The organism is Salinimicrobium oceani (assembly GCF_012037645.1).
The window spans coordinates 1-661 of sequence record NZ_JAAVJR010000170.1; the positions used below are offsets into that span (position 1 = coordinate 1).

Annotated in this window: 1 protein-coding gene and 1 pseudogene; both read right to left on the minus strand. The window is 41.1% G+C overall.

All coding sequences use genetic code 11. The features are described from left to right. Positions 1–97, minus strand: a pseudogene (locus HC175_RS24300) (LysE family translocator); the annotation flags it as partial. 40 nt (positions 98–137) lie between these two features. Next, a partial coding sequence (locus tag HC175_RS16070; protein WP_168139415.1) for a head GIN domain-containing protein occupies positions 138–661 on the minus strand: 524 nt, incomplete at its 5' end.

Below are 661 nucleotides of genomic sequence, written 5' to 3' on the forward strand. Positions count from 1 at the left end.
TTATAGCGGCGGTTTCCAGAAGTACGAAGAATACGGGCCCCAAGAGAAAAGCAAGAAAAAATCCTAAAGGTATTGCAGCCAGTATATCCTGAAACATCCGGTTTTTTTAGATTCACAAATATAGAATTTTACTTAAATTATAAAATTCTTCCGCCCAGGCTGGTCTTTTGTTCTACTTCTTCAGGTCTTCCAAAGATTTCAATAGTGCCACCAAGGCTAGCGGTAGCCCTTACATAAGCGGTAGCATAGATCTCGCCTTTTGCCGCAGTACCTGCTTTCACAACAGTTTCTTTAGTGCGAAGATCTCTTCCGAAGAAATAGCCGCCGGTGTTAAGATCCACTTGCTGGGTTTCAGCTTTGCCTTCAAGGTAGATCTTTCCACCTGTAACTGCTTTAGAAATGATCTTAGAAGCATTTACCTCTGCTCTTATATTCGCACCTTCCTGTGTTCGAAAAGTTAATTCTTCGCCCGTCAATTGTCCTGAAACTTCTACTAAAGAACCCTTATTAGCATCTATGATCTTAATATTATTCCCATAGACCATGATCCTGGTGTCATTTTTTGACCAAAGATTATCCAGGGATAACCTAATTTCAAGCCGGTTGTCTACCACATTGTACTTCACCTCATGCTTACTGTGCCCGGTGATCTCAATTCTGT